The organism is Martelella alba (assembly GCF_006516955.1).
Lineage (GTDB): Bacteria > Pseudomonadota > Alphaproteobacteria > Rhizobiales > Rhizobiaceae > Martelella > Martelella alba.
Map to the genome: position 1 here is coordinate 115,725 of NZ_VHLG01000005.1, position 19,084 is coordinate 134,808.

Annotated in this window: 18 protein-coding genes; 7 read left to right on the top strand and 11 right to left on the bottom strand. The window is 58.3% G+C overall.

Features of this window, described 5'->3' with window-relative positions; translation table 11 throughout:
* Nucleotides 1-54 precede the first annotated feature (54 nt).
* Entirely contained in the window at nt 55-1,089 is a 1,035-nt protein-coding gene (locus tag FJU08_RS11385) for a LacI family DNA-binding transcriptional regulator (protein WP_181409821.1), read from the top strand.
* A 302-nt stretch (nt 1,090-1,391) separates the two neighbouring features.
* On the opposite strand, the gene FJU08_RS11390 is transcribed toward FJU08_RS11385, so the two are convergent.
* The 7 genes from FJU08_RS11390 to betI all read right to left on the bottom strand — a co-directional run bounded on the left by FJU08_RS11390 (nt 1,392) and on the right by betI (nt 9,795).
* Complete coding sequence (locus FJU08_RS11390) at nt 1,392-2,114, bottom strand: phosphoadenylyl-sulfate reductase (RefSeq protein ID WP_141149137.1); 723 nt, start codon at nt 2,112-2,114, stop codon at nt 1,392-1,394.
* A gap of 133 nt (nt 2,115-2,247) precedes the next feature.
* Complete coding sequence (locus FJU08_RS11395) at nt 2,248-3,645, bottom strand: chloride channel protein (RefSeq protein ID WP_141149138.1); 1,398 nt, start codon at nt 3,643-3,645, stop codon at nt 2,248-2,250.
* A 232-nt stretch (nt 3,646-3,877) separates the two neighbouring features.
* On the bottom strand, nt 3,878-5,527 hold the full coding sequence (gene betA, locus FJU08_RS11400) for a choline dehydrogenase (protein ID WP_141149139.1): 1,650 nt from the start codon (nt 5,525-5,527) through the stop codon (nt 3,878-3,880).
* Nucleotides 5,528-5,549: 22 nt separating this feature from the next.
* Nucleotides 5,550-7,016, bottom strand: a complete 1,467-nt coding sequence (betB, locus tag FJU08_RS11405; protein ID WP_141149140.1) for a betaine-aldehyde dehydrogenase — start codon at nt 7,014-7,016, stop codon at nt 5,550-5,552.
* A gap of 3 nt (nt 7,017-7,019) precedes the next feature.
* Nucleotides 7,020-7,664, bottom strand: coding sequence for a glutathione S-transferase family protein (locus FJU08_RS11410; protein WP_141149141.1), 645 nt, complete (start codon nt 7,662-7,664; stop codon nt 7,020-7,022).
* Nucleotides 7,665-7,666: 2 nt separating this feature from the next.
* Nucleotides 7,667-9,193, bottom strand: coding sequence for a choline-sulfatase (gene betC, locus FJU08_RS11415; RefSeq protein WP_141149142.1), 1,527 nt, complete (start codon nt 9,191-9,193; stop codon nt 7,667-7,669).
* Nucleotides 9,190-9,795: a transcriptional regulator BetI gene (gene betI, locus FJU08_RS11420; RefSeq protein WP_141149143.1), complete on the bottom strand. Its 606-nt coding sequence runs from the start codon at nt 9,793-9,795 to the stop codon at nt 9,190-9,192. Before betI ends, betC begins: the two co-directional genes overlap by 4 nt.
* A gap of 345 nt (nt 9,796-10,140) precedes the next feature.
* On the opposite strand from betI, the gene focA reads away from it, so the two are divergent.
* The 4 genes from focA (at nt 10,141) to FJU08_RS11440 (ending at nt 13,983) form a co-directional block, all read left to right on the top strand.
* Nucleotides 10,141-11,004: a formate transporter FocA gene (focA, locus tag FJU08_RS11425; RefSeq protein ID WP_141149144.1), complete on the top strand. Its 864-nt coding sequence runs from the start codon at nt 10,141-10,143 to the stop codon at nt 11,002-11,004.
* A gap of 164 nt (nt 11,005-11,168) precedes the next feature.
* Nucleotides 11,169-11,726 (top strand): HdeD family acid-resistance protein, encoded by a 558-nt coding sequence (locus tag FJU08_RS11430; protein WP_141149145.1) that lies wholly within the window; start codon nt 11,169-11,171, stop codon nt 11,724-11,726.
* A gap of 170 nt (nt 11,727-11,896) precedes the next feature.
* The gene (locus FJU08_RS11435; RefSeq protein WP_181409822.1) at nt 11,897-12,898 is read left to right on the top strand and encodes an NAD(P)H-quinone oxidoreductase; all 1,002 of its coding nucleotides are present in this window, start codon (nt 11,897-11,899) and stop codon (nt 12,896-12,898) included.
* An 89-nt stretch (nt 12,899-12,987) separates the two neighbouring features.
* Entirely contained in the window at nt 12,988-13,983 is a 996-nt protein-coding gene (locus tag FJU08_RS11440; RefSeq protein ID WP_141149146.1) for an asparaginase, read from the top strand.
* A gap of 55 nt (nt 13,984-14,038) precedes the next feature.
* On the opposite strand, the gene FJU08_RS11445 is transcribed toward FJU08_RS11440, so the two are convergent.
* Both FJU08_RS11445 and FJU08_RS11450 read right to left on the bottom strand, forming a co-directional pair.
* Nucleotides 14,039-14,884 (bottom strand): DUF6492 family protein, encoded by an 846-nt coding sequence (locus tag FJU08_RS11445; RefSeq protein ID WP_141149147.1) that lies wholly within the window; start codon nt 14,882-14,884, stop codon nt 14,039-14,041.
* Between the two features lie 67 nt (nt 14,885-14,951).
* Nucleotides 14,952-15,410 carry a MarR family winged helix-turn-helix transcriptional regulator gene (locus FJU08_RS11450; protein ID WP_141149148.1) on the bottom strand — a complete coding sequence of 153 codons (459 nt, stop codon included), beginning with the start codon at nt 15,408-15,410 and terminating at the stop codon, nt 14,952-14,954.
* Nucleotides 15,411-15,565: 155 nt separating this feature from the next.
* On the opposite strand from FJU08_RS11450, the gene FJU08_RS11455 reads away from it, so the two are divergent.
* Nucleotides 15,566-15,991 carry an organic hydroperoxide resistance protein gene (locus tag FJU08_RS11455; RefSeq protein WP_141149175.1) on the top strand — a complete coding sequence of 142 codons (426 nt, stop codon included), beginning with the start codon at nt 15,566-15,568 and terminating at the stop codon, nt 15,989-15,991.
* Nucleotides 15,992-16,285: 294 nt separating this feature from the next.
* Here the strand turns inward: FJU08_RS11455 and tam are convergent, their stop codons facing one another.
* Together tam and FJU08_RS11465 are read right to left on the bottom strand one after the other, a co-directional pair.
* Complete coding sequence (tam, locus tag FJU08_RS11460; protein ID WP_141149149.1) at nt 16,286-17,059, bottom strand: trans-aconitate 2-methyltransferase; 774 nt, start codon at nt 17,057-17,059, stop codon at nt 16,286-16,288.
* A 62-nt stretch (nt 17,060-17,121) separates the two neighbouring features.
* The gene (locus FJU08_RS11465; protein WP_141149150.1) at nt 17,122-17,772 is read right to left on the bottom strand and encodes a haloacid dehalogenase type II; all 651 of its coding nucleotides are present in this window, start codon (nt 17,770-17,772) and stop codon (nt 17,122-17,124) included.
* 386 nt (nt 17,773-18,158) lie between these two features.
* Here FJU08_RS11465 and FJU08_RS11470 point away from each other — a divergent pair, with 386 nt between their 5' ends.
* Nucleotides 18,159-19,037 carry a branched-chain amino acid aminotransferase gene (locus tag FJU08_RS11470; RefSeq protein ID WP_141149151.1) on the top strand — a complete coding sequence of 293 codons (879 nt, stop codon included), beginning with the start codon at nt 18,159-18,161 and terminating at the stop codon, nt 19,035-19,037.
* Nucleotides 19,038-19,084 lie beyond the last annotated feature (47 nt).

Consider the following 19,084-nt stretch of genomic DNA (forward strand, 5'->3'; position numbering starts at 1 on the left):
AAGATGCGGTGTCGGATCTGATTGGCAAAGCGCCGTGGGCGAATGAAAAGGGGTATGTATTTGTCTTCTCGTCAGCGTGGTGGTTCCAAGCCGAGAACCACATTGAATGATGTCGCCAATATCGCAGGTGTCAGCCCGATCACGGTTTCACGCGCTCTCAGAGAGCCCCAGAAGGTAAGCGACAAGCTGCGCGAGCAGATCCTTTCCATCGTTGACGACATTGGTTATGTACCCAATTTCGCGGCGCGGTCACTGGCCAGCCGTCACAGCGGGGTGGTCGCGGTTCTTGGTCCAATTCTCGGTTCACGCGCCTTTTCTCTTGCGGCAAAAGGCGTGGAAGATCGCTTTCAGCGCTCCGATCTGCGCACGCAATTTGCCAATACCGGCCTGAATGCGGCCGAAGAAGCGCAGCAGCTCAAGCTGTTTCTGGCCCAGAACCCGGCAGGCATCATCATTGAGAGCTTTGCCGAGTTTCCGGTGAACAAGAAGCTGATTGCCGAAATTGACTGCCCGGTTGTTCAGATGATGGATACGAGCCTTGATCCGCTGGATATGGGTGTTGGCATTTGTCATCGGGATGCCGCAGCCGCTGCCACCCGTATGCTGATTTCAAAGGGATATCGGCGCATCGCATCACTGGGTGCCAGCAAAGATATCCGCTCTCGCCGGCGGTTTGACGGCTATCGTGACGCGCTCGTCGATGCCGGGCTCTATGATCCCGCTCTGGTGATTGATTCCGAGCGCGAGCATTCACTGGAATTCGGCATGGAGCTTCTCGATCGGATTCATGCCGAACAGCCGGATGTCGATGCCGCTTTCTGTCACAGCGATGAACTGGCGCTTGGCGTCTATTTCCGTTCGCTACAGCTGGGTCTCAGAGTGCCGGAAGACTTTGGCATTTGCGGTTATGACGGAATGGGTTTTGCCGGCATGAAAAATGCGCCGCTGACGACCGTTCAGGTGCCGCTTTATGAAATCGGCGAGAAGGCTGCCGAACTGATCATCCGCTTCATGAGCGAAGGCGAAAGGCCCAATGATGCGGTCCGTCTGGATGCGACGATCATTGAAGGACGGACTACACGTTCCTGACGCCTGAACCGTGGACTAAAAACGCCGCATCTGTTGCGGCGTCAGATTGCTGACAAAGCCATTCCGCTTGCCTGTTTGGGGTGAATAGCCGCCCCCTCCGTCGTCATCCCCGTGCTTGTCACGGGGATCCAGATTCATAAAACATTGAATAGACGGTGTCTTTCGTCGCGCGGACGCGCGCCGGCTGGATGCCTGTGACAAGCACAGGCATGACGACAGAAAAAGGGGGCAGCTCTGTCAACAGTCCTACGCCGCATCTGTTGCGGCGTTTCTTAAATGTCCATGGGGCGAATTCACCGATGCTATCCGGCTGCCTGTGCCACATGCAGGCCGCATTCGCGCTTGGCATCGTTCTCCCACCACCAGCGGCCGGCACGTTCCGGTTCTCCGGGCTTGATTGCGCGCGTGCAGGGTTCGCAGCCAATCGAGGGGTAGCCGCGTTCATGCAGTGGATTGGTGGGTATGGCATTGTCGGCGACATAGGTCTTCACCTCCTCGATCGACCAGTCCGCGAGCGGGTTGATCTTGATGAGGTTGCGCTCGGCATCATATTCGGCAAAGGGCGTTGAGGCGCGGTTTCCCGACTGGCTGCGACGAAGGCCGGTGATCCAGAAACCGGCACCCTTCAGCGCCTGTGCGAGCGGCGCCAGCTTTCTGATCAGACAGCAGGCGTGGCGGGCCTCAACACTGTCATAAAAGCCATTGCGGCCGTAGCGGCTGACATAGTCAGTCACTGCTGCCACCTCGGGATGAAAACGCTCGATTGTGATGCCGAAGCGTGTCTCTGTTTCGCAAATCAGTGCGGAGGTTTCGGCAAAAAGCCGCCCGGTGTCGAGGGTTGCCACGCGGATATCGAGCCCGTTGAGGGCGATAGCGGCAGTGATGACCTGATCCTCAAAGCCAAGGCTTGTGGTGAAAACCGCGTCGCCGCCAAGACCTGCAACTAGTGCCAGCCGTTCTTCGAGCGCAAGGGCTGCGAGCTGGTCATTCAGCGTTTCAGCGGATTCAATCGTAATTTCCTGCATGTCATCGCCTTTCCGGTTCCTGACGACACTATCGCAACACTACGACAGTTTCGCCAGCCAACGGAATTTTGCGAAATGACAGTTCTCGGCAAAAGCTTGCCGTCTTCAGGGGCTGTTTGAAAAAACACTTCCCTCAAGCCGAACGCGGCGCGTCCGGCCCGTCTTTTTCCTTGGCCGGGGCACCGTCGTCGGCCGTCGTGCGCACCTGAGCGCGCTGATATTTGATGCTGTCGGCAATGAAGGCGCGGGACAGGCCATGATAGAGCGGCTCGGCTGAAATGACACGTGAAGCAATATAGCCAAGCATCGACGTGGCCATCAGGGTGATGATGCCGTCGTGATTGTCAGTCATTTCGAGGATGATGACGAAAGCCGTCATCGGCGACTGGACGACACCGGCGAAATAGCCGGCCATGCCGAGAATGGCGCCGAGGCTGACGGAAATGCCGAGCACGGTCGCGACCGAAGAGCCGAAGCCGGCGCCAACGGAAAGCGATGGGGCGAACAGGCCGCCGGGGATGCCGGAGGCAAGCGACAGGAAGGTCGCGACCAGCTTGCCGACAAAATAGCCGGGATTGATCGAACCGCCCTCAATCACGGTCTTGGCCTGGGAGTAGCCGGTGCCGAAGGTTTCACCGCCAAAGCCGATGCCGATCACGGCGATGATTAGGCCGCAAAGGCCGGCGAACAGTGCCATGCGCTTGACCGGAGCCGGCTGGGCCCAGCGCTTCAGCCGCCGGGCGGCCTTGAGCGAATAAAGTGAAAAGAGGCCGCCGAGAACACCACCGCCAACGCCGCAGATCACCACGGCCAGCCAGTCCTCCGGCTTGACGGCGATTGCCGAGGCATAGCCGAAATAGGTGTAGTTGCCTGCAAGCCCGATGGCGGCAAGACCGGAGAGCACGATGGCCGAGATCACCAACCCATTGGCGCGCGATTCGTAAGAACGGCTCATTTCCTCAATGGCGAACACGATACCGGCAAGCGGTGTGTTGAAGGCGGCGGCGATACCGGCTGCTGAACCGGCTACAATCAGCCCCTTTGTCTGGATCATTTTCCCAAGCCGCGCAGTCTGGATCATGATCGAGGCACCGACCTGCACGGTCGGGCCCTCACGGCCGATCGAGGCGCCGCAGAACAGGCCGACAATGGTAAGAGCGATTTTGCCGATAACAATTCTGAGATTGAGGAGCCGGTGCTGCAGCTGCGGCTCATGAAGGTGCCGAGCTGCGATGGCCTGCGGAATGCCGGAGCCTTGCGAATTGGGGAATACCGTGGAGGCGATATAGGAGCAGAACATGAAGCCGAGCGGCGTGATGATCAGCGGCAGATAGGGCGAGAATTCCGTCGTATGGCGTAGCGTATCGAACAGTTCCTGCGCCCGGTCGGCAGCACGGGCAAAAAGCACTGAAATGACACCGATGGCCAGAGCGCCGAACCAGAAGACCAGTCGCGGCTCCCAGATGCGCCAGGATCCCCACATCACCCGTGAACGGCGGAACATTTTCACATTCTTGTAACGAGGGCGCATGGCTGGCTTTCGGTGCTGGATTCAATCATTTCGTCCCGGCGGCGCGTGGCGCGGTCGGCATGCGCCCTTGGCCATAGGAGTGATGCCTCCCAGTTTCAAGTGGCATCTTTGCATCATCGGGAAGAATCGGTCCCCGTGCAAGTCTGATGGCGGTATCATGCGGCATTGTTCGTCAACAACCACAGTGATTTACGGTGATGACAGTCATCAATTCGAACGGGGAAAGTGTTTGTTACCGGTCGCTTGTCTGCCAGTTTGGGTTGATCCAGGGTTCCTGGCTGGACGGGGCCAAAACAGCGCGGCCAAGAATATGGTCGGCAGCTTTTTCACCGACCATGATCGAGGGGCCGTTGATATTGCCATAGGTGATGTGCGGGAAGATTGACGAATCAGCCACGCGCAACCCGTCAACGCCGATCACGCGCGTTTCAGGGTCGACCACGGCCATTGCATCATCCGCCGACCCCATCCGGCAGGTGCCGCAAGGGTGGTAGGCGCCCTCCAGATGTTCGCGCAGAAATTCGTCTATCGCGTCATCCGACTGCACATCGGGGCCGGGTGCCAGCTCGCGCCCGCGATAGGGGGTAAAGGCATCCTGCGCGAAGATCTCGCGGGTAATGCGTACGGCATGGCGGAATTTCACCCAGTCTTCCGGATCGCTCATATAGTTGAAACGCAACACCGGATCGGCTTTCGGGTCGCTGGAGCGCAATGCCACACTGCCGCGCGATTTCGACATGTTGTATCCAACATGGGCCTGGAAACCGTGGCATTTCGCCGGTGACGAGCCGTCATAGGAGATGGCCATCGGCAGGAAGTGATACTGGATATCCGGCCATTTGATACCGGCGGCTGAACGGATGAAGGCGGCGGCCTCGAAGTGGTTGGATGTTCCAAGGCCCTTTTTGAAAAACAGCCATTGCGCGCCGATAATTGCCATCCAGAACGGGTTGTTCTTTCCGTAAAGCGTGATTGGCGCGATGGATTCCTGCTGCAGGTAAAATTCAAGGTGGTCCTGCATATTGGCGCCGACGCCGGGACGGTCGGCGACGACGTCAATGCCGTGTTCTGCGAGATGGGCAGCCGGGCCGATCCCGGAAAGCATCAGCAGTTTCGGAGAATTGAAGGCGGAGGCCGCTATGATGATGTCTCGGTTCGCCATGACGGTCTCGATTTTGCCGCCACGCTCGATCTCGACGCCGATCGCGCGGCCGTCACGAATGATCACGCGGCGGGCAAAGCAGCGGATCAGATCGCAATTTGACCGCTTGAGCGTCGGTTTCAGATAGGCATTGGCGGCAGACCAGCGTCGCCCGCGATGGCTGGTCTGCTCCATCAGGCCGAAGCCCTCACCCTTGGCGCCGTTATAGTCTTTCGTCGTTTCAAAGCCTGCCTGCTGACCGGCTTTGATGAAGGCGTGGTAGAGCGGGTTTTGCACCTCGCCGCGGCGAACATGCAAGGGGCCGTCTGTCCCGCGCCATCCGTCTTCGCCGCCATGGCTCGTTTCCATGCGCTTGAAATAGGGCAGCACATCGGCATAGGCCCAGCCGCTGGCACCCAGATCCTGCCAGCGATTGTAATCCTCGGCATGACCGCGAACATAGACCAGACCGTTGATGGAGGACGACCCGCCAATCACCTTGCCGCGCGGCGCGACCATACGGCGATTGTTGAGATAAGGTTCCGGCTCGCTGAGATAACCCCAATCGTAGCGTTTCATGTTCATCGGATAGGAGAGGGCGGCCGGCATCTGGATGAAGGGGCCGACATCGCTGCCGCCGAACTCCAGCACCAGAACCGTATTCTTTCCATCCTCTGATAATCTGTAGGCGAGGGCACTACCGGCCGAGCCTGAACCGATGATCACATAATCCGCTTGCATGGCCTTGCTCTTGGTCTTTCTTTCAATAGGGGGAATCAACGGGCGCCGTGCCGACATAGACGCTTTTCAACTGCGTATAGTGCTGAAGCGCCGCATGGCCGTTCTCTCGGCCGAAACCCGACTGTTTGATGCCGCCAAAGGGCATTTCCACCGGTGTGAGGTTATAGGCATTGATCCACACCGTGCCGGCTTCCAGCCGGTCGGCGACGCGGTGTCCACGTGTCAGATCGGCGGTGAAAACGCCGCCCGCAAGCCCGAAGGCCGTGGCATTGGCGCGGGCGACCGCTTCCGCCTCGTCATCAAAATCGAGAACCGACATGACCGGCCCGAAAATTTCCTCGCGGGCAATTGTCATCTGGTCAGCGACATCGGCAAAAACGGTCGGCTCCATATAATAGCCTTCACCGGCACGGTCTGACGGAATGCCGCCGCCGGTGATGAGGAGCGCGCCCTCCGGTTCCGCCGTTGCGATCAGCCTCAGCACCTTGTCGCGCTGTGCTGCTGAAACCATCGGCCCGAGCTGGGTTTCCTCATCCATCGGGTCACCGATCCTGATGGCTTCACTGCGTGCCTTCAGCCGCTCCAGAAACTGCTCCTTGATGCTGCGCTGAACAAAGACGCGCGTGCCGTTGGAGCAGATCTGGCCGGTGGAATAGAAGTTGCCGAGCATGGCAGCGCCGATCGCGCTTTCGATATCGGCATCCTCGAACACGATCAGCGGTGACTTGCCGCCAAGTTCCATGGTGACATGGCGCAGCCCTTCGGCGGCTGTCGCATAGACCTTGCGGCCGGTCGGCACGGAGCCTGTCAGGGAAACCTTGGCGATCTCGGGATGGCTGACAAGGGCGGGTGCGACGTCGCGGCCGCCCTGAACCACATTGAATACGCCTTTCGGTACGCCGGCCTCTGTCAGGATCTCGGCGATCTTCAGCGCACCAAGCGGCGTGACTTCCGACGGTTTGAAGATCATCGCATTGCCGGCTGCCAGCGCGGGTGCTGCCTTCCAGCAGCAGATCTGCTGCGGATAGTTCCATGCGCCAAGGCCAAGGCAGATGCCGAGCGGCATACGTTTGGTATAGGCAAAGCCGCCATCGCCCAAGGGAATATGCTCACCATTCAGCGCCGAGGCGATGATCTCGCCGAAATATTCCAGACTGTCGGCACCCGACAGTGGATCGGCAACCGTGGTTTCCTGGATCGGTTTGCCGGTGTCCAGCGTTTCAAGTTCGGACAGCTCGCGGTTCTGCGCGCGGATCATCTCCGCAGCACGGCGAAGAATGCGGCCGCGCTCACGCGGGGGCGTGGCCGCCCAGCCGGCTTGTGCGCGCTCGGCCGCAGCAACAGCCCTTTCAATGATTGCAGGCGTTGCCGCATGCACCCGGGCAATCACCGCGCCGGTGGCCGGGTAGATGCTCTCGATGACGGCGCCGGCAGTGTCTTCCACATAGGCGCCGTCGATGAAATGGCTGGCTTTTGGCTGCGCGCGCATGGTTCAGGCCCTCAGTTCTTCATAGGAAACCATCACATGCTCCCGATAGGCCGGACGCTCCGTCAGGCGCTCGTAATAGGCTTCGACGGCGGGATGCGACGGCCGCTTGATCTCGTCAGCGGAAAAATAGCGATAGAGCAGATGGCCGAACATGATATCGGCAACGGTCAGATCATCCCCGGCAAGAAAGGGATGGGCGGCAAGTTCGGCCTCGGCGATATCGAGAAGCCGGGCGAAATTGGCGACAGCCGCTTCAAGCTTAACAGGATCACGCTCGGCTTCAGGCGTGCGAACGGCAAGCCAGAAGATCGGCATGGTGAAGGCAGGGGCCACCGTTGCCTTGGCCCACTCGGCCCATTTGTCGACATGGGCGCGGGCGACGGGGTCTTCCGGCCAGAATGGGGCGGCGCCATAACGGCTGGAAAGATAACGTATGATCGCGGCACTTTCGAATAAGGGCTCACCGTCATCGCCGTCTTTGAGCACCGGCACGAGGCCGTTCGGGTTCATCGCCAGAAATTCCGGAGTCCTGTTGCCCCCATATTTATGGCCGATATCGGTGCGCTCATAATCGAGCCCAAGTTCGCCGACGGCCCACATCAATGCCTGCACATTGGACGATGTCCGCCGGCCCCAGATCTTCAGCATGTTCATTCTCCTCGCGGGTAACGCTGCCTGTCTTCAAGCACGTTGAGATTCATGTGATTGCGCATATAGCGCTCTGATGCCTGTTGCAGCGGCTGGTGGTCCCACGGGTAATAGGCGCCGTTGCGCAGTGCCTCATAGACGACGAGCCGCCTTGCCTGGCTTTCGCGAACCGCAGCATCGAGCCGGGCCATATCCCAGCGCTGATCGCGCTGCTGGCGAAAGGCGGCCAACGTTGCCGCATGGGACGGATCGTCTGCCAGATTGACCATCTCATGCGGATCAGCCTCAAGGTCGAAGAGCTGGTCGGGATCAAGCGGACAATGGACATATTTCCAGCGCCCGGCGCGGATGCCGACAAGCGGGGCTTCGGACCCCTCGGCGGCATATTCCATCAGCACAGGCTCTGTCCGGCTTTCGCCGTTCATGATGGGGACAAGGCTTGTCCCATCGCTCCAGGCCGCAAGCGGCGCAGGGTCGATGTCTGCGAGCGCGCAAAGCGTCGGCAGAATATCGAGGTTTGATGTCGGCGTGTCATGCCGGCCGGCGGCAATGCCGGGACCGGAAATCATCAGCGGCACACGGGCCGATCCCTCGCGGAAGCTCATCTTGAACCATAAGCCGCGTTCGCCAAGCATGTCACCGTGATCGGAACAGAACAGAATGACGGTGTTGTCGCGCATGCCGGTTTTCTCCAGCGTTGCCAGAAGCATGCCGATCTTGTCATCGAGATATGAAATATTGGCGAAATAGGCCCGTCTTGCGCGGCGAATGTCATCCGGGGTGATGTTGAAGCTGTCGCAATCCAGCGAGCGGAGCAGGCGGCGCGAATGCGGATCCTGCTCGGCCTCCGGCAATGCACCGACTTCCGGCTCCAGCGCCGGGCAGTCCTCATAAAGATCCCAATATTGTTTGCGGGCGACATAGGGATCATGCGGATGGGTGAAGGAAACTGTCAGACACCATGGGCGGCGGTCCTGATCATCGCTCAGGCGCGAAAGCTGGTGCAGTTTCTGATTGGCGAGGAAAGCAACCTCATCGTCATATTCCAGCTGATTGGTGATCTCGGCGGTTCCAGCCCCCGTGACGGAGCCCATATTGTGATACCACCAGTCGATCCGCTCGCCGGGCTTGCGATAATCGGGCGTCCAGCCGAAATCGGCCGGATAGACATCGGTGGTCAGCCGGTCCTCAAAGCCATGCAACTGATCAGGGCCGACGAAATGCATCTTGCCGGAAAGCGCGGTGTAATAGCCCGCCCGGCGCAGATGATGGGCATAGGTCGGAATGTCGGACGCGAATTCAGCCGCGTTGTCATAAACGCGGGTGCGGCTTGGCAGGCTGCCGGCCATGAAGGCAGCACGGGCCGGCGCGCAAAGCGGTGAGGCGGTGTAGTTGCGGGTGAAGCGGGCGGCATCCTTCGCCAGTGCCTTGAGGTTCGGCGCATGCAGAAAACCGGCTGGATGGTCATCGAAGAAAGTGCCGTTCAGCTGATCGACCATGATGATGAGGATATCGGGTCTTTTGTTCATGCGCGGGCATTTTCCTTGGCTGTGCTGCCGGCCAGCTGGATATCGACATAGTTTTCCAGAAGCTGAACCGCGTCCGAACGATTGCGGACCGGGCTTTCAAGACTATGAGCGATATAGAGCCCGTCGACCATGGCGGCGATGCCCTCGGCAATAAAGCTGGCCTTGTGCGCGGGTGCGAGCGCACCAAGGACGAAGCGCAGATTGGACCGTGTCCGGCGGGCATAGGCCGAGAACAGGCGTGCGATTTCCGGATTTTCCTTCGCACTCGCAAAAAAGACCAGCCAGACGGAAATCGCTTCCGTGGTGAAATGTTTTTCGGAAAAACAGGCATTGGCGAAGGCTGAAAGTTTTTGTCTGGGGGTGTCTGCCTGGCGTGATGCCAGCAGCAGATCGGCCCGGTATTCAGCCAGAAGGCTTGTGAATGTGGCGAGGATCAACTGTTCCTTGGACTGGAAATAGAAATGCGCAAGCCCCGGCGATACAGCCGCTGCCCGTGCAATTTCAGCCATCGTGACCTTCAGCGAACCGCTCGTGGCAATGCATTGGCGGGCGGCAGCGATCAGATCCTGACGCCGCATCTTTTCCATTCCGAGTTTCGGCATGATCTCTCCTGTTTGGCCGCCACGGCGAGGATAGTGTTTTTAATTGACTAATCAATCAAAAAAACCGAAGTAATCTTCAACCTGTCTAACGGTATGATTGACGCAGTGCCGCAACCGGCTCACCCTCGCCCATGGCTGCACACCGTTCTTTTATGATCGAGATCAACGAGGGGCTTGTTCAGTCTGTTAGATCAGGGCAGGGAAGGGCTCCAAGACCTTCCCTGCAAGCTTCCCGACCTTGTTGCCGGATCACGCCATTTTGTTTCGCGAATGGTGCTGGCAGGATTGGGACACGCTTTCACGATATTCATGCGCCTGCCGGCGCGATCGAAAAGAGCCAAGAACATGCAAAATCAGAGTTTCGATTTGTTTCCGCCGCATGAAATGGCCCGCAAGGCCGAAGACATTGGCGTTGCCAAGGTTCACAAGGACAACCTGTCCTGTTTCGTCTCCGCCATGACTGCGGGGGCCTTCATCGGTATCGCTTTTGTCTTCTATACCGTCGTGACGACGGATAATGGCGCGATGGGCTGGGGCGCGAACAAGTTTATCGGCGGTCTCGCCTTCTCTCTCGGTCTGATGCTTGTCGTCGTCAACGGCGGCGATCTGTTTACCTCAACCGTGCTGACCGTCGTGGCCAAGGCCAGCGGCAAGATTACCTGGGGCGAACTCGGCAAGAACTGGCTGATCGTCTACGCCGGAAATTTCGTCGGCGCCTTCGGTCTCGTCATCATCATGCAGCTTGCCAAGCATTGGGAAAGCGACAGCGGTCTTCTCGGGATCAATTACATGGCAATCGCCCAGCACAAGCTGCATCACAGCTTCATTCAGGCCGTTGCACTGGGGGCCATGTGTAACGTGCTCGTTTGCCTTGGTGTCTGGATGTCTTATGCCGGACGCAGCCTGACGGACAAGCTTCTTGCCGTGGTGCTGCCGGTTGCCATGTTCGTTGCCTCTGGCTTTGAGCACTGCGTCGCCAACATGTTCCAGATTCCAATGGCCATTTTGACGCGGCACTTGGCCGGGCCTGAGTTCTGGGCCGCCAGCGGTGCCGATCCGGCGAATTTTGCCGATCTCACCTGGGCTAATTTTGTTCTCCACAATCTGATCCCTGTCACCATCGGCAATATTATCGGTGGTGGCGTGATTGTCGGGCTTGCCTATTGGGTGATCTATCTGCGGCCCAGTGTGCGTGATGCTGCACATTAGGCCGGTTTCAGGTTAGCGCAAATGCCTCATAATTCAGCCCTGCACACATTTCAGTGGATCGGTGGGGCTGAAACGCTTGCAGAAAGACTCAGTCCGGTTGATTCGTCTCTGGTTCGCACCTAGTGTGATCGCTATAAATGGCCAGAAGGAAAGGAATAATCGCGATGGTCTTTCTCGAGGAGGAAAAACCGGAAATCTTGCCGATACAGAAACGCTGGGGCTGGATCCTTGCATTTGGCTTGATTTTGCTTGGTTTCAGCATCGTTCTGATCGCCAATCTGTTCGTTGCAACCATTGCGTCCGTTGTCTTTTTCGGTGTCATGATTATGCTGGCTGGCGTCTTCCATCTGGTGCAGCTGATGCACGCCAAGGTGCGCGGACAGATGATATTCTGGGCGGCAACCGGGATATTGTACATTCTGGCTGGCATATTCGTGATCTACAATCCGGTGATGGCCTCGCGACTTTTCACGGTGATCATCGGTGTCTCTCTGGCCGTGGCTGGAGGCTTCCGGCTCTATCTCGGCATGTCGTTCAAGCCCGTGCAGGGCTGGGGCTGGCTGGTTTTCTCCGGCCTTGTCCTGCTTTTGAGCGCCATCATGATCGCATCGGATTTTGCGCATAGTTCGCTGTGGCTGCTTGGCCTGTTTGTCGCGGTCGATTTTCTCGTCTACGGCATTTCGCTGGTCGTTTTCGCGCTCTCGATCAAGCCGACCAACTGACGTTTTTGTCTCGATATTACCTGTTTTCAGGGGCGCCCTCGCGGCGCCCCTTTTGCATGGCCACTCTGCCGGGATAAGGCTTGCGACAGATTGACGGTTCGCCTTGGCGGTCAAAACTGCTAGCAATGACAAAACGCCAAATCAGACCGATCGCGGGAAGGGAGACAATCATGGCTCATGATGGATCGATGCGTTATGTGACGCTGAAGGGATTCGGCGATCCCGACGTCATGCAGATCGTGAGCGGACCAAAGCCGACCCCTGGTGCAAATGATGTCCTGGTCAGGGTGGCAGCTGCGGGTGTCAATCGTCCAGATGTTGCCCAGCGGCAGGGCAATTATCCGCCCCCGCCCGGCGCGAGCCCGGTTCTGGGGCTGGAAGTGGCGGGTAGCATTGTAGCCGTTGGCAGCGCCGTAACCCGCTTTTCTGCCGGAGATCAGGTCTGCGGTCTGGCCAATGGCGGCGGCTATGCTGAATATTGTGTGCTGCCGGCGGGTCAGGTTCTGCCGATCCCCGAAGGCATGGATATGCTGGCCGCCGCCGCTTTACCCGAGACCTTCTTCACCGTCTGGGCCAATCTGTTCCAGATGGCCGGACTGACCGAGGGTGAGAGTGTGCTGATCCATGGCGGTACCAGCGGTATCGGCACGACCGCGATCCAGCTTGCACGCGCCTTCGGGGCAACCGTTTTCGCGACCGCTGGCTCGGAAGAGAAATGCGAAGCCTGCCTTAGGCTCGGCGCTGACGTGGCGATCAATTACAAACGGCAGGATTTTGTCGACGTCATCAAGGATAAAACGGACAGGCGCGGCGTCGACGTTGTGCTTGACATGATCGGCGCGAGCTATTTCCAGCGCAATCTTTCCGCGCTTGCCAAGGACGGCTGCCTTTCCATCATCGCCTTTTTGGGCGGTGCACGGGCGGAAAATGTTAATCTGGCGCCCATTATGCTCAAGCGGTTGACCATTACCGGGTCTGCCATGCGGCCGCGCAGCGAAGAGGAAAAGCAGGCCATTCGTGATGAGCTTGAAGCCCAGGTCTGGCCGCTTCTTGCATCAGGGCAAGTCGCGCCGGTGATCCACAAGGTCTTTGCCCTTGAGGATGTCGCCGCCGCCCATCAGCTGATGGAGGAAAGCAGCCATATCGGCAAGCTGGTTCTCAGCTTGGCGTGAGGCTGAGCCGGGGCAGGTGCGAAACCTGCTTGCGAGGCGCGCGTGAACGTGGCAAATGCCAGTCTTCAAGGCCATGAGGAGAGATGCCGATGTCCAATCCTGTTCTGGTTGAAGTTACGCGTGGCACGCTTGTCGAGAGCCGGCATCGTGGCATGATTGCCGTCGTTGATGGTGATGGCGGCCTGGTCTATTCGGCGGGAGATGTTGACGCGGCGGTCTTTCCGCGCTCTGCCTGTAAGGCTATTCAGGCTCTGTCGGTTGTTGAAAGCGGGGCGGCGGATTATTACGGTTTTACGGATCGTGAAATCGCCTTGTCATCGTCTTCGCATTCCGGTGAGGATGCGCATGTCGTGCTGGCTCAGGCCATGCTGGAAAAGGCTGGCCGCTCAGTCATGGATCTTGAATGCGGGGCACACTGGTCGTCGGATCAGACGACGCTGATCCATCAGGCCCGGACCATGGATCGTCCGAATGCGCTCTGCAACAATTGTTCCGGCAAACATGCTGGCTTCATCTGTTCCTGCTGTCATCAGGACATCGATCCGCGCGGCTATATCGACTATGACCATCCGCTTCAGCGCGAACTGCGCGCGACGATGGAAGAAGTGACTGGCGCAATCGTTGGTGTTGACAATTGCGGTACGGATGGCTGCTCAATCCCCACCTATGCCATTCCGCTCAAGGCGCTGGCGCATGGATTTGCCCGGCTGGCGACTGGAAACGGTCTTGGTGCCGTGCGGGCGGCTGCGGGCAAGCGGATCTTGAGCGCCTGCATGGCTGAGCCCTTCTATGTGGCCGGAACCGGCCGGGCTTGCACAGAGCTGATGGAAATCGCACCGGGGCGCCTTTATGCCAAGACGGGCGCTGAAGGCGTGTTCTGCGCCGCCATCCCCGAGCAGGGCATCGGCATTGCACTCAAATGTGAAGACGGCACCACCCGGGCAGCCGAGGCCATGGTGGCCGGGGTGCTGGCGCGCTATTTCGATGGTGATATCGCTGCAGCCCTGCGTGCCCGGGCGATGACGGTGATGAAAAACTGGAATGGCCTTGCCGTTGGTGAAATCCGGGCTGTGCTTCCGGCCTGAACACTGGGAGGCAGTACTGGCCGGAAGCCATCAGATCGGTGCTTTTCAGCCGGCTTCAGCCAAGAAAAGCCCGTGCGGCGGTAAGCAGGATCCTCCTCCGCCGCCGTTGGCTCCGTCCGGGCTTGTTCCAGCCCTCAAAGGCGACGAAATCATAGCCGCGATTGATCAGCCGCGCCGCGCGGCTCTGGGTGAATTCGGGTTTGACGAATAGCCGGTACCCATCCCTTGTCCAGCGTCTGTTGCTATAGGCCATCGCCGCGCGGTGGTGCGCATCCATATAGGTGCCGATCAGCTCATATTCGCTGAAGCCGGAATTCTCGCGGAAATCGATCGAGTGGATGATCGCCTGTTCCGGGTTGAGGCCGCCGCTCCCTTGCGCGATGTCGCTCAGAAGCGTCTTGAGCCACACCGCACGGAATGGCAGGCATTGGGCGATGAAGGAGTGGCTGACACGTCGTTTCATGCCCGTCAGCCGTTCAATATTGTCGAAATAGGGCTGATGAAATTCATCTGACTTGTAGATCAGCAGGCGGCCCGCTTCATCGGTGAAATCCAGGGGGGCGAGCGGAACGGTGTCCGCATCCCAGATCACCACAAGTGCGTCATCATCACAGCGAGCCGAAAAGGAGATCTTCAGCAATTGCTGCAGATACCAGCCGAAGCGCTTCGACCCGGCATCGGTAACGGCATCGCGCAGCATGTCAAGGTAGGGTGCCGCGATCGGTCCCTCGGCAATGACATCGTAGGCTTCAGGCGATTCCTGGCGGAACAGTTCTACTGCGTCATCGGGAACGATCACGCAATAACGCCGGGCTTTGATATATTTGATCGCCATTTTGGCTGTGAAGCGCCAGACCTTGATGTCTCGCGCTGAACAGACGCTGACGAGCGTATCAATCATTTCCAACGCTCTATACCTATTCCGCTGTTGCCGCTCTTGGGGTGTATGCCAACGCCGCAAGCCGGTATCAGCCTCTGAGTTGGGCGGACAATAAGTTGAGCCGATTGAGCAAGTCAACGGCGTCTTCACGGGTGCATCCGGTTTTCTTGCCGATCGCCGCGGCGACCGTTTCGGCCTGCTTTTGAAGTGCCTTGCCTTCGGGCGTCAGCGAAATAACGACCCTGCGCTCATCACCCTCTGCGCGCTTGCGGGCGATGCGGCCGGCGACCTCCAATCGCTTCAAAAGCGGCGACAGCGTGCCCGAATCGAGGCCAAGGCGCTGGCCGATTTCGTTGACGCTAAGCGTGTCGTTCTCCCACAGAACCAGCATGACCAGATATTGCGGATAGGTCAGGCCAAGTGGAGCCAGCAGCGGTTTATAGGCATGCGCGAAGGCGTGGGCCGCCGCATAGACAGAAAAGCAGATCTGGTTGTCCAGATGCATCATTTCGGCAATCGAGGGCGTATCGTTTTCATCTGTGTTCATGGTGCCATCATAGCAGAAAAATAATATTGTGCGCAATTTAATTTTGCGCTATATAATATTTCCAACGCCGGATGGAACGATCTGCCGTTTGAGGCGTAACGCAATCAGACAGTTACAACGGCCGGAAGGCTGGAGACGAAAGGACGAAGAACATGATCAAGGCGCTCTATACGACCAAAGCAACATCCAAGGGTGGCCGCGAAGGGGTCGCAAAGTCCGAAGACGGCAATCTTGAGGTCAAACTCGTTTTGCCAAAGGAAATGGGGGGCGCTGGTGGTGATGGCACCAATCCGGAGCAGCTTTTCGCAGCTGGCTATTCGGCCTGCTTCCATTCGGCGCTTCGCAATGTCGCCATGCGCGAAAAGATCAAGCTGACGGATGACACCGCCGTGACCGCGACGGTCAGCGTCGGTCCGCGTGATGACGGGCAGGGCTTTGGCATCGACGTGGCGCTCACAGTGTCCATTCCGGGTCTTGACCGCGATGTGGCGGAAGATCTGGCCAAGAAGGCGCATATCGTCTGCCCCTACAGCCATGCATTGCGCGTCAGCTATGAGGTTCCGGTCGGTCTTGCTGACTGAAGATCTGAAACGCTCAGTTTGTGAGGGGGCCGGTGCCATGCGCCGGCCTTCAGCTTGCTGACAAAGTCATTCAGATTGCCTGTTCGGGGTGGAATGGCCGCCCCCTCCGTCGTCATCCCCGTGCTTGTCACGGGGATCCATACTCTTAAAGAGTTGAATAAGCAGAGTCTTTCGCCGCGCGGATGCGCGTCGGCTGGATACCTGTGGACCAAGCACAGGCATGACGTTAGAGAAGGGGCTAGGGTTTGTCAGCAATCTGGGGCCGGTGCCACACGCCGGCCCTTTTCCTTTGCGTCAGGTCAGGCGTGTGGCGATGATGAAGAGGCGCGGAAAGCGCAGCAGGACCTGGCCGTCAGCCATGGCCGGATAGGCGGCTGCGATGCGGCTTTGATAGTCGCCAAGGAAATCCGCCTGCAAGTCGGTTGGCACGCGATCAAGATAGGGCCTGAGCCCGGTTCCCTTCACCCATTCGACAATCGCGGCCGCACCTGCCAGCGGGTGGTGATAGACAATATGGAAAAGATCGACTTTGCAGCCGGCTTTGACGAGCCTCTGATAATAGGCTTCCGGGCCGGGCAGAGGCGTGCGCCTTGCACTGTTTTGCAGGAAGTTTTCGCGCCAGGGGCCGTGCAGGGCGGTTTCTTCCATCAGCAGATGGGTCGGTTCACTCAGATTGTCCGGCATCTGGACGGCCAGCGTGCCGCCATGCGGGAGTGCTTCTGCCAGCTCGGCCAGTATGTTCAAATGGTTCGGCAACCACTGGAATGTCGCGTTGGAAAAAATGAGATCTGCTTGTTCTGCAGGGCGCCAGCCTGAAAGATCGGCTTGCATAAACCGCGTTTCCGGCATGCGGCGGCGTGCTTCGTCAAGCATGTTTTCATCGAGGTCTATGCCAGTCAGGGTGGCATCGGGGAAGCGCTGTTTCACCAGAGCAGTGGAGTTTCCCGGGCCGCAGCCAAGGTCATAGGCCGTGCGTGGTGCAATATCGGGCAGGGCGGAAAGGAGGTCTCTGGCGGGGCGGGAACGCTCGTCTTCGAATTTGAGATATTGTACTGCTGACCACGCCATTTTTGCCTCCAGGTCGAAAACTTGCTTCCGGTTAAGCCGGAAATCCATTGCCTCTGTGCGCTTTAAAGCCCGTCCAGTGTGGGCAGAATCAGGTTCGGCCCCATGCCCTCATATTCATTGGGTGTCTGGTGCCGGTTTATCCAGACCGTGCGGAAGCCGAAATTGGCAGCACCTGCTATATCCCAGCGGTTTGATGACTGGAACGACACGGCATCGGGGAACACCCGGTAGGATGAGACGACCAGATCATAGACCTCGGGCGCAGGCTTGTAACGGCGCAATTCCTCAACAGAGAATATGTCGTCGAGCAGGTCCTCGATATGTGCCTTGCGCGCGGCCGCTTCCAGCATGGCGACCGTGCCGTTGGAGAGGATGGCGATCTTGGCACCGCGCGCCTTCAGCCTGTGCAGGACATTCGGCACTTCGGAGTAACAATCGAGCGTCCAGTAGGTGTCAAGAAGATCGGCGCGCAGGCTCTTGTCGATCAGGCCTATGGAGTGCATGGCGAAATCAAGCGACCGCTCCGTCAGTGTCCAGAAATCCTCATATTGACCCGAAAGCGTCAGCACCCATGAATATTCAAGCTGTTTGGCGCGCCAGACATTGGAAAGAAGCTTATATTGACCATTTGCGCGATCAGCATGTTTTCGCGCTGCAGCATGAACATCGAACAATGTTCCATAGGCATCGAAGATGTAAGCTTCGTGTGACATTGCTGAATCCCTCTTCGATATGCCGATCAGTCACAATGCTTGTAAGCGCTTCGTTAACCATCTTCAATCGGGTCGGACCGCAAATGCGCTCAAACGTTTCACTCCGTCCACATAAGCGTTGTTGATGCACCCATCTTTCCCCGTGAAGCATTGGCAACCATTGGGAGATGTCGTGACGAAAATCCGTAGCCAATGGTAGCAAAGACGTGTTTTCGCGCAGTTTGCGCTTGACCTTGTTTGCCAGCGTGGTCTTTCCTGCAGCATCTGTTTTGGCCGCCACTTTTCACGCCCGACCGAACTCTGCTCTGACCGGCTTCCGTCATCTTTCCGGCGCCGGCGTGATGGTGGCGTGAGATGATGTCGTGCGGCAGCGCAAGGAGAATGAAATGGCAGTCGATACTTCCCCCGCATCCACAACCTGGACCTATGTTGACGGCGAGTGGCTTCCCGGCAATCCGAAGCTGATCGGACCGACCTCGCACGCCATGTGGCTCGGTTCGACTGTGTTTGACGGCGCGCGCTATTTTGAAAACATGGCGCCCGATCTGGACGAGCATTGCAAGCGTATCAACCGTTCAGCGACCAATCTTGGTCTGAAGCCGACCCAGACATCGGAAGAAATTGAAGCGCTGGTCTGGGAAGGTCTGAAGAAATTCGATGGCGACAAGGCCGTCTATATCAAGCCGATGTACTGGGCCGAACATGGCATGGGGGGCCTCGTTCCCGCCGATCCGGCCTCAACCCGCTTCGCGCTCTGCCTGTTTGAAACACCGATGACCTCGACCACGCCGGTCAAGCTCACCGTTTCGCCCTTCCGCCGTCCTTCGCCGGAAGTCGCCATGACCTTCGCCAAGGCGGGCTCGCTCTATCCCAATTCCGGCCGCATGATGATCGAGGCGCGTTCGCGTGGCTTCGATAATGCCCTGGCCCGCGATATGAACGGCAATGTTGCCGAAACCGCATCAGCCAATATCTTCCTGGTCAAGGACGGTATCCCGATGACACCGGCTGACAATGGCTGCTTCCTGGCCGGCATCACCCGCAAGCGTATCCTCAAGCTGTTCCGTGACAATGGTATCCCGGCGGAAGAAAAGACGCTGCAGGTGAAGGATTTCATGGAAGCTGACGAACTTTTCCTGACCGGCAATTACAGCAAGGTCACGCCGGTCATTCAGCTGGACGACCGCGAATTTGCCCATGGTCCCATGGCTAAGAAGGCTATGGAACTCTACATGGACTGGGCTCGCGCCACCTGCAAGAAATAAGGCAACAAGGCTTTCAGCAACAAGAAACGCCCGGTCAGTCTGCCGGG

Excerpts from the sequence above, each read along its gene's own strand:
- betA (WP_141149139.1), bottom strand. The coding sequence starts at position 5,527 with ATGCAAGCGGATTATGTGATCATCGGTTCAGGCTCGGCCGGTAGTGCC.
- FJU08_RS11430 (WP_141149145.1), top strand. The coding sequence starts at position 11,169 with ATGGTCTTTCTCGAGGAGGAAAAACCGGAAATCTTGCCGATACAGAAA.
- betB (WP_141149140.1), bottom strand. The coding sequence starts at position 7,016 with ATGCGCGCGCAGCCAAAAGCCAGCCATTTCATCGACGGCGCCTATGTG.
- focA (WP_141149144.1), top strand. The coding sequence starts at position 10,141 with ATGCAAAATCAGAGTTTCGATTTGTTTCCGCCGCATGAAATGGCCCGC.
- betC (WP_141149142.1), bottom strand. The coding sequence starts at position 9,193 with ATGAACAAAAGACCCGATATCCTCATCATCATGGTCGATCAGCTGAAC.
- FJU08_RS11470 (WP_141149151.1), top strand. The coding sequence starts at position 18,159 with ATGGCAGTCGATACTTCCCCCGCATCCACAACCTGGACCTATGTTGAC.
- FJU08_RS11410 (WP_141149141.1), bottom strand. The coding sequence starts at position 7,664 with ATGCTGAAGATCTGGGGCCGGCGGACATCGTCCAATGTGCAGGCATTG.
- FJU08_RS11395 (WP_141149138.1), bottom strand. The coding sequence starts at position 3,645 with ATGCGCCCTCGTTACAAGAATGTGAAAATGTTCCGCCGTTCACGGGTG.
- FJU08_RS11450 (WP_141149148.1), bottom strand. The coding sequence starts at position 15,410 with ATGAACACAGATGAAAACGATACGCCCTCGATTGCCGAAATGATGCAT.
- FJU08_RS11465 (WP_141149150.1), bottom strand. The coding sequence starts at position 17,772 with ATGTCACACGAAGCTTACATCTTCGATGCCTATGGAACATTGTTCGAT.
- tam (WP_141149149.1), bottom strand. The coding sequence starts at position 17,059 with ATGGCGTGGTCAGCAGTACAATATCTCAAATTCGAAGACGAGCGTTCC.
- betI (WP_141149143.1), bottom strand. The coding sequence starts at position 9,795 with ATGCCGAAACTCGGAATGGAAAAGATGCGGCGTCAGGATCTGATCGCT.
- FJU08_RS11435 (WP_181409822.1), top strand. The coding sequence starts at position 11,897 with ATGGCTCATGATGGATCGATGCGTTATGTGACGCTGAAGGGATTCGGC.
- FJU08_RS11440 (WP_141149146.1), top strand. The coding sequence starts at position 12,988 with ATGTCCAATCCTGTTCTGGTTGAAGTTACGCGTGGCACGCTTGTCGAG.
- FJU08_RS11445 (WP_141149147.1), bottom strand. The coding sequence starts at position 14,884 with ATGATTGATACGCTCGTCAGCGTCTGTTCAGCGCGAGACATCAAGGTC.
- FJU08_RS11385 (WP_181409821.1), top strand. The coding sequence starts at position 55 with ATGTATTTGTCTTCTCGTCAGCGTGGTGGTTCCAAGCCGAGAACCACA.
- FJU08_RS11390 (WP_141149137.1), bottom strand. The coding sequence starts at position 2,114 with ATGCAGGAAATTACGATTGAATCCGCTGAAACGCTGAATGACCAGCTC.